9 protein-coding genes and 1 riboswitch are annotated in these 8,719 nt (G+C 42.7%); of the genes, 7 read left to right on the top strand and 2 right to left on the bottom strand.

What is annotated here, in order from left to right:
- Positions 1-114: 114 nt before the first annotated feature.
- Positions 115-855, bottom strand: coding sequence for a competence protein ComK (locus tag FC51_RS07535; RefSeq protein ID WP_057909786.1), 741 nt, complete (start codon positions 853-855; stop codon positions 115-117).
- A gap of 243 nt (positions 856-1,098) precedes the next feature.
- A complete protein-coding gene (locus FC51_RS07530; RefSeq protein ID WP_057909785.1) occupies positions 1,099-1,866 on the bottom strand; it encodes a hypothetical protein in 768 nt (255 codons plus the stop codon).
- 250 nt (positions 1,867-2,116) lie between these two features.
- On the opposite strand from FC51_RS07530, the gene FC51_RS07525 reads away from it, so the two are divergent.
- From FC51_RS07525 to FC51_RS07495, 7 genes are all read left to right on the top strand, one after another.
- Positions 2,117-2,932, top strand: coding sequence for a hypothetical protein (locus FC51_RS07525; RefSeq protein ID WP_057909784.1), 816 nt, complete (start codon positions 2,117-2,119; stop codon positions 2,930-2,932).
- 123 nt (positions 2,933-3,055) lie between these two features.
- A complete protein-coding gene (locus FC51_RS07520; RefSeq protein ID WP_057909783.1) occupies positions 3,056-4,117 on the top strand; it encodes a ketopantoate reductase family protein in 1,062 nt (353 codons plus the stop codon).
- Between the two features lie 297 nt (positions 4,118-4,414).
- Positions 4,415-5,044, top strand: a complete 630-nt coding sequence (locus FC51_RS07515; protein ID WP_057909782.1) for a zinc-ribbon domain-containing protein — start codon at positions 4,415-4,417, stop codon at positions 5,042-5,044.
- A gap of 19 nt (positions 5,045-5,063) precedes the next feature.
- Positions 5,064-5,672: a zinc ribbon domain-containing protein gene (locus tag FC51_RS07510; RefSeq protein ID WP_057909781.1), complete on the top strand. Its 609-nt coding sequence runs from the start codon at positions 5,064-5,066 to the stop codon at positions 5,670-5,672.
- A gap of 23 nt (positions 5,673-5,695) precedes the next feature.
- Positions 5,696-6,154 carry a zinc ribbon domain-containing protein gene (locus tag FC51_RS07505; RefSeq protein WP_057909780.1) on the top strand — a complete coding sequence of 153 codons (459 nt, stop codon included), beginning with the start codon at positions 5,696-5,698 and terminating at the stop codon, positions 6,152-6,154.
- 51 nt (positions 6,155-6,205) lie between these two features.
- A riboswitch (TPP riboswitch) is annotated at positions 6,206-6,297 on the top strand.
- A gap of 37 nt (positions 6,298-6,334) precedes the next feature.
- Positions 6,335-7,045, top strand: coding sequence for a class I SAM-dependent DNA methyltransferase (locus FC51_RS07500; RefSeq protein ID WP_057909779.1), 711 nt, complete (start codon positions 6,335-6,337; stop codon positions 7,043-7,045).
- 222 nt (positions 7,046-7,267) lie between these two features.
- Positions 7,268-8,719, top strand: a complete 1,452-nt coding sequence (locus FC51_RS07495; RefSeq protein ID WP_057909778.1) for a zinc ribbon domain-containing protein — start codon at positions 7,268-7,270, stop codon at positions 8,717-8,719.

Raw genomic sequence — 8,719 nt, 5'->3', positions numbered from 1 at the left:
CCAAGCCTACAAATAATGATTTCTTCAAATCGGGCTTCTCGCCGGCCTCTTTTAGAGGCCGAGCGGGAAGGCTTTTTTTGCTGAAAATAAACGCAGTGTGTGAGGGCCAAAACATTAACTCATGTGTTTTCTCATTAATTCCAGAAGCATTTCATCCGTATACGTATAATCAAGCATTTCCAATGTTTTTCGAATGGTTTCTTTTAAGGCGTAGAGTTCAAATGCCATGGGGTCTTCTGGAAACATGCCATACTTGTAGTGCGTGTAAGCATTTTGGTACTCCTCAGTGCTTGCGACTTCATACTGGGCGTGCATGGCATCATGGAATCGTTGGACTTGTGAAACTGCCCGTTTTCGTTTTTTCAAGAAGTATTCTGATATTTTGACTTCAATCGGACTGCTGCAATTGTCAAAAGAGATGTGCATCGTATCAGTGTGGTCCATTTCTGCATGGTCTTGAATGTTAGTGGTACTGATCCACGATGAATTCTTTCCTTTTGTGGCCTTTAGCGGTGCAAATCCCACGCCACCATACACAAATGGTTTATACTCATTGATTTCCAGATATCCGTTGATTAGCTTTAGCTTACGATAGGACAAGACGGGATATTGATTTAGCATTTGCTTGAGTAGTCGGATTGGGGTTTCCTGAACACCGATGATTCCCAGCTTGCAATCGAGGATGGCCGTTCGAATCCTTGATCCTTGAATTGCAACCAGTGCGTCAACGTTTCTCCAATGAATATCAACTGATTTTGCTTGTTTTTGAATGTGTGACTCAACCAAATCATCAATGTGCAAAATATCCCCATGCACGCGTTTACCGACCGACGTCAAATAATTTACATAATTCATCTTGTTAAGCTCTCCCTCAGTAATATTTGATTGCGATTCATGAACAACCGTTCGCTCATGACAACAAAATGGAATTTTACAGGATTAGCTAATGGTGAGCAACTTTAACGCTTATGATTGCCATTACTTTTTTTGAGGATTATTCATTCCGAACTATTTATCCACAAAGAGACCAGTCCCAAGTATTTCACTTGGAGACTGGTTTTTCAGCTGTGCATATAAATTTTAATTAGTATAAATGAATTATTGCATGTTGAACACAGCACCAGAAAGCGTGTTTGCAAGATTCCAGGCCGCATCACCTGCGTCATCATTATTTAGTGCTTCCACATAACGGTCATGAAGGGCACCCAGTTTGTTATTATTCAGGGTATCAAACCGTCCTTTGAACAAGTTATAAGCTTTTTCGATTGCCAAGATATCTGCCTTATCGCCAGAATCATCGGCATCGTCACGCATTTGGCCAATGACTGATCCAATATCCCAGTTATCACTTGTATCGCCATCGTTGTAGGCAGCTTTTGGAGAAATGTTGGTTACGTTGTCTAAGATATCATCTTGAGAATCTGGACTCATGGTTCGAACGATTGCGATCATCGCACGGATATCGGCGGTTTCTTGATCGTAAGATTTCTTTTGAGACAGGTTGCCTCGCCAGATCCAACCGTTGATATTGCCGGTACTATTTTCAACGTAGTAGTAGACAGCAATTTTACCAGTTGGTTTGCGGACTCTTGCGGATTTGAATGCGTAAAGGGTCGTTTGAAGATAGTTTCCAGCGTTGCGACTTTTGCCTGAAAGACTGGCAGAACTATAAAGCTTGCCACCGTTGGCAGTGTATGGCGTTGTGCCACTCAAACTGGTATAACTTAGGACACGATTAGCCTGGCGATGCGCCCGCTTTTTTGCCATGGCAATTGATGTGCCTGATGGCTGCATGGTGGAAATAGTGGTAACCCCCAGAGTGAATGAAAGTAGTGCGATAGATGCGAGTTTTGATGCTTTGTACATGATGAACCTCCCAATATGTGTATTGCTGAACAAACAGCATTTACTAGTATACGGGAATGCAGTACTGGTGTACATAGTTGATAGACGATTTACAAAAGAAAAGCGGTCGTTATTACCTTATGTGATTAGTAGTTGGCACAAGTAATAATTTCGGAACGATATTTTATCTTAAGGAAAAATTTACCTATGTTCGCTTGACGTCCATTGTACAGGCCGTGATACAATTTGATTAATAACATGAGGTAATTATTTGAAGGGCGGTAAAACCATGGCGATGAACACCCATTTTCGTGTGCGAGCGGATGTTGTTAGATGGATCATTGAACATTCTGATTTTGATCAATTGACAGAGGAATGGCAATTGAGAATATTGCGATGGTTGGAAAAGGACGTTCGCCCCAGCGTTCAACAGATTAAGCAAGTCAGTGACAAGTTAGGGGTGCCATTTAACTATTTCTTCTTATCAGAGGCACCGGTCGAGGATGTGCCGTTGTTGGCATTACGGACCATTCGCGGTGAGCGGAAACCAAGCCGCAACCTGACGGAAGTCTTGTTGGGTATGGAAGAACAACAAAAAGAGTTAAGTAGTCAAAGAGAACGGCAGGGCTTTGGCTTCTGTCGTTTCCTTGGCGGCGGTGTCGGCAGTCATGAGGAGCCAAAGGTGATTGCAATGAAGCTGCTGGAACGGCTGGGCTTGTATCACGATTGGGTCTTTCAACGGGATCCCCAACAGCGGTTCGAGTCCTTACAACGTGCGTTGACGAAACTTCGAGTGGTTGTGATGCAGAGTGGCTTTGTCCGTGACGATGCAGCACGGCAATTGGATCCGGATGAGTTCCGTGGTTTCGTGATGTTGGACGACTTTGCGCCGTTGATTTTTGTTAATGCAAACGTCACTTGGTCAGAAAAGCTGGTCGTCTTGGCTCATGAAACAGTTCACGCCTGGTTTGAGACGTCAGAATTGTTTGATGCCAGCGATGAATTGCGACAGGATTTCCGAGATTGGGAGCAGGAAAGGCAGGTATATAACGTGACTCGGGCACTGTTGCTCGGCAGTTACCTGTAAGAATGAATGGGGCCTTTTTCTTTGAAACCGCTTACAACGGATGTAATATTAACATGAAGTTAACATTTCTTTGCTAATTTCTCTTATAGTTGGTCGTTGCGATTTCGATAGGGGGGACCTAATATGTCAGACAAGAAGATTGCTGTCTATGGTGCGGGATCGATTGGAACGATTTCAGGGGCTTACTTAACTCAGGCCTATGGTAAGGACAATGTGACATTGGTGGATGCTTGGCAGGAAAATGTCGACACCTTGAACAGTCAGGGTGCACACATTACGGGGACTGCCAACTTGACGGTGCCGGTAACGGCGGTAACGCCGGATAAAGTGACCGGTCAGTATGATGTTGTTCTACTCCACACGAAGCAGGGCTTCAATAATGAGGTAATTCCGGCGATCAAGAAAATTCTCAAACCGGATGGCACCCTGATTTCATTGCAGAATGGTGTTCCAGAGAAAAACATTACTAAGATGATTCCAGCCAAGAATGTGGTTGCCGGGACCGTTGAATTTGGTGGGACTGGTGGCGGACCTGGTGTTTCAGAGTTGACGACAGATTATGATGCGTTTAAGAGCAGCGCTTATGCAATTGGTGAGTTGGATGGTCGAATGACGGATCGAATTGTGATGATTGAAAGCATCTTATCCAGTGTTGGTGGCGTCACGGTTTCCGACAACCTGATGGGAACTAAGTGGGTTAAGTTGCTGGTTAACGAATCATTCAGCGGCTTGTCTGCGGCGTCGGATGCGACCTTTGGAGAAGTTGCTGCTGATGAAGTGGGGGCACGAGCTGCACTTCATTTAATCAATGAAGGCTTAGATGCTGGTCATGCTGATGGTGTTAAATTTGCCACGATTGGCGGTGCCGACATGAACCAACTGTTCAAGCTTCAGGGCGACGATTTTACCGATGAGCAAGTCCAGAATTTGCGGGTCTTTATCAAGCAAAGCAATAACTTGAAAGCCAGCATGCTGCAGGACCTCTATCATCACAGAAAGACTGAGATTAATGAAATCAATGGCTTGATTGCGGCGATTGGTAAGGAACATGGAATTCCAACGCCTTACAACGACTTAATTATTCAAATTGTCACCAAGGCGCAGGATACTGACACGTTGCCGAAGTACGATGAGACGATGGCCGCCTTTAAGAAGCTGCTGGAGAATAAGCCAGTGGCGTTGTAGAAGCATTATTTGAATAGAACATGATGCCTTCCGCTACCATATATTAGTTGGAAGGCATTTTTATGCAACTAAGCAAGGGGAACTTTTAAAAGGTGATACAAAATTAATTTAATACTAACTAATAATATAATCGAGGTATTATATATAGTTGAAAAATTTACTTGAAACAAAATAATAATGACATAATACAAACATTAAATTATAATTAGCTGTGGGTCCTGATTTACAAGAAAGGATGATTGGACGTAGATTCTTGATTTGCATCTAAAACATTACATAAATATTGGGAGTGATTCTATGGATAATCAAATTAAGTTTTGTCCGAAGTGTGGCAAAAAAATTCCGGCTGCTGCTGAATTTTGCCCATTTTGTGGTGCCAAGCAACCGGCAGTAAGTGGTTTGGATCATCGGCAGGGATCAAGGCCAGCACAAAAAAGTGAGCCATCTCAATCAAGGGAGAGAAGTTCAAACGATGCGGTACTTGCTAAAGATACTCCTACAGAATGGTTTAAAAAGCCTTGGGGAATTGTAATCATTGTTGCTGTAGTTCTGGTTGTATTAGTTGGAGCCACAAAAATATTTCGTTACAACCACCCAAATACAGATAGTATAGCTAGCAGCATACAGAGCACCATCCGGGAAGACGATGATTTTGGCTCGGCTACAGTCCACTATTCAGAATCAACTCAAACATTTGATATTGATATCCCCGAGAGTTCCACTGCTATGACAAATCTTGACAATGGTTATCCATCAATTTGGAATTCATTAGTTAAAGAATTGAAGGAAAAATCACAGAGCTTAGACAATGACTACACTTCAGGATATTCATATATACAAGTAATGTCGCCATACAATAGTGACCGAACCTATTTGCAAGTCAATCACGGAATCGTCAAGTACAATATTGCGGATGATTTAAACTAATATTTTGGAGAGTAGACAGATGGATCAGCAAACTAAGTTTTGTTTTAAATGTGGTGCGAAGATTCCTTTAAGTGCCATTTATTGTCCTAAGTGTGGAACCAAACAACCTTCCACTGATGCGGAAATGAAGGATAATACTCTAGACGTACCTTTATCTGAAATAAGCGCTAAGGCAACGAGTGACCAAATTGCAATTGATGCACTGATCCCGCCTACAAACATGTCGGGAGTAAATCGGGATATCAGGCCAGAACGGATTAGCGAATATAAACAAGCGATGGGATTTCCTGGCAAAGTTGATAATGTTCTGTACATTCAGAATAATTATATGAAAAAGATGTTATTGATAGGGGCTTTAGCCACTCTTAATAATAAAATGATGTTTGTCAGCTTTGAAGAACAAGGAATTCTATTTGTTGGTTATGACTTGGTGGGTCATTTTAATGGCGTGAATACATTCGTTCCTAATAATGAGATTCAAGAAATCCACTTAACTTCTGGCGTAATGCAAAATAAGCTTAAGATTGTTACAGTTAAAGAAAGGCTGAATTTCTTGGCACCCAAGCTATTAGTAGGTGCGCCGTATCAAAAGCAGAACCTGAATTCATTAATGGAAAAATTCAAATAAATAATTAGTTAGGAAGTATTATTTTGGAAAATCAAACAATGTTTTGCCCTAAATGTGGTGCGGAAGTCCCCACAAATTCGAAGTTTTGCCAAAAGTGCGGTTACGATTTGTCGGCAGTCGTTCAAAATGTGACGCCTCAGAATGAAATGGACCAATCATCAGCAGATAGTGATAATAATGGACAATCTGAAAACCACTCTAAACCAGAATCCGTCCAAAATGTGAATGATTATACCAAAAGAAATAATTCAGTTAATGATCATAAAGATGATCGTTCACCCAATTCCACAGTGTATTTGACGTTAGGTTGGATTGCAATTTTTCTTTCTTGGTTTATTTTTCCTATTCCCTTTGGAATTGCAGGAAGTGTCTTTGGAGGCATTCTGGCACAGCATGATGCAACTAAGAAGTCGGGAACAGTTCTACTTATTGTTGGTGTAGTTGTTATTATTATCGGGTTCGTTGAACTTAGCATGTATTAATTAAGGCATGAACTCATTTGACTGATCCATGAGTTGTTAAATGTGCTACCATTAAACCGCTAGGGGTGCTAATTCAGTAGCTGAGACCAAACCCTTTGAACCTGTGAGTTAATACTCGCGTAGGGAAGCTTTAATTGAATAGGGATTTCTAGCAAAAAACTAAAAAGGTGGTTTTTTGTGATGAAAGAAGCATTATTTGACGGTTACGCTTCGGATTATGATGAATGGTTTGTTGCCAACGAGAAAGTCTTCTTGAGTGAGCTGGGATTACTAAAGAAAAGTTTAGGTGATAATCCCGGAAGAACTTTATCAATTGGTAGTGGCAGCGGATTATTCGAGCAAGCGCTTCGTCAACAGACTGGGATTAATGTTGAGGAAGGTGTGGAGCCTTCAAAAGACATGGCGGCCATTGCGACTAAGCGAGGAATGCACGTTCAGATTGCCAGTGCGGAGACAGCAGACCTTCCTGATGAGGGATATGATACGATTTACTTCAATGGGAGTTCCAGCTATATCTCCGATTTAACGGTCGCTTATGGACACGTTGCCAGCGGCCTTAAGCCTGGTGGTCGGTTAATTTTGTTGGATGTTCCAAAAGAAAGTGCATACGGGTTGATGTATATGCTTGCAGACGCGTTGGGTGGTTATCAGGATTCGCGACTAACTGGCGCATTGCCAAAATTCCCATATCCAGCAGACTTTTTAAATTTAGCTCAATGGCATACGACTCCGGAAAAGGCGCAAGTTCTGACTCAAACGTTGGGATTTGTGGATGTCTCATACTATCAAACGCTTTTAGCCAGTCCGGCTTATGCGGATCAGGCCGTTGAGGAAACCGTCCCCGGATATGATAAGGGCGGATACGTCGCAATTATTGCTTACAAAAAGTAAAATCGATTTAGGAAATCAGTGGCAGATTGATTTGACTCATGCCAAACTAATTTCATAACCGTCTTCAGAAAGCTAGCCAAAAACGGTTAGCTTTTTTAGTTTACCAAGCAATTCGCCAGATATTATGAATTTATTAAGAATTTCTACTGACATAACAGTTCGTTTAACCTATAATTAACTTCGTGGGTATTTTTATAGATAGGTAATTAGGAGGTTATGTTAATGGAATCAAATGATTCGCAGGATGTGCAGTTTTGCCCGAATTGTGGGCATAAGGTGACAGCGACTGAAGAGTTTTGCCCTAACTGTGGCTATAATTTGGCGGCGTATCGCCAGGGGAGCGGGCAGGGAAATGCCACTCAACCACAGGCACCAACTTCGAAGAAAAAGGGCTTTAGCCGATCGAAGAAAAAGCAACGGACCAAGAAGCAGAAGCGCCGACGCCGGTTAATCTGGCTGGCAGCAATTTTAGTTATTATTTTAGGCGGCACAATCGCATATGGCGCCCATTATTATTCAAAAGCCAGCACGTTGAACCGGGTCGTAGCGGCGGTGAAGAAAAATCAGATTGGGGTTCGCCGATATTTCTTCACCAAGGATCCTAATTTGAAGATCAATGACCAGAGCTTGCAGCCGCTGATTAAGTATTTCCACAATAATCCAGAAGATCTGGCTGCATTCCAGACCCAAATGAAGACGTTGGGGACGTACACCGACAACCGTTTGGCCTTCAAGCAAAACGGTCGCCAATTTTTACTGTTTCCCAAGTATGAAGTTGAAGTCAAGCCGGTCTATGTCACCTTATCGGTCAACAAGAAGAACGCCAAGCTTCAAAAAGACGGTCAGTTGATCACCACTTCAACCAAGCCGCACTTTACCAAGAAAATCGGGCCATTGGTTCCCGGCACCTACGATTTATCGAGCTCTGCCGAAATCAACGGCCACAAGTTGTCCAATGATAACAACTATCATTTGCACACTAACGGACAATTGATTCCATTAACTTTGAAGACCGTCTCCTTCACGGTCCACGGACCACAAGGCACCACGGTCATGATTAACTCGAAGGATCAAGGCAAAATCGGCACCAGTGGTACGCTGGCATTCAAAGACTTTCCTTGGACCCAGAGCATTAAAGTTCAAGGAGTCTACCAGACTGGCAAGACCAGCATCAATTCCCAAAGCCGAGTGGTCGGCGACAATCACGGCAATCAGGATATCACCTTACCATTTAAGGGTTTGGTCAGCTACGACGATGCCGATACGTTGTTGACAAACTTGTGTGACGCGACGGCCTCGTTGAGTAACAATGGTGATATTGCCGACGCCACCGATGACGATGATGACGACTTATCCTCGTTCTTCACTAATGGCGACGATGATTCCAACTATCACCAATTTGTCAAAATGGGTAAGGGCTACTATAACGACGATGACATCATGGGAACCGACATGAGCGAGTCGATTGATTCCATCAAGCTGAGTTCTGATAACAGCAGTGACGTAACCTTTGATTTGAAATATCGATTTGATAATGGCGACCACTATCATTACCAGATTTTCCGTTATACCGCGACTCTGACCAAAGGCAACAGCGACGATGACAGTGACTTGACCATCAGTTATCTGTCAGGCGCTCAAAAAGTTGACGACTACGATAAGGATTACGACTAG

Source organism: Lentilactobacillus parabuchneri DSM 5707 = NBRC 107865 (assembly GCF_001435315.1).
GTDB lineage: Bacteria > Bacillota > Bacilli > Lactobacillales > Lactobacillaceae > Lentilactobacillus > Lentilactobacillus parabuchneri.
This window is presented reverse-complemented; position numbering and strand designations above follow the sequence as displayed.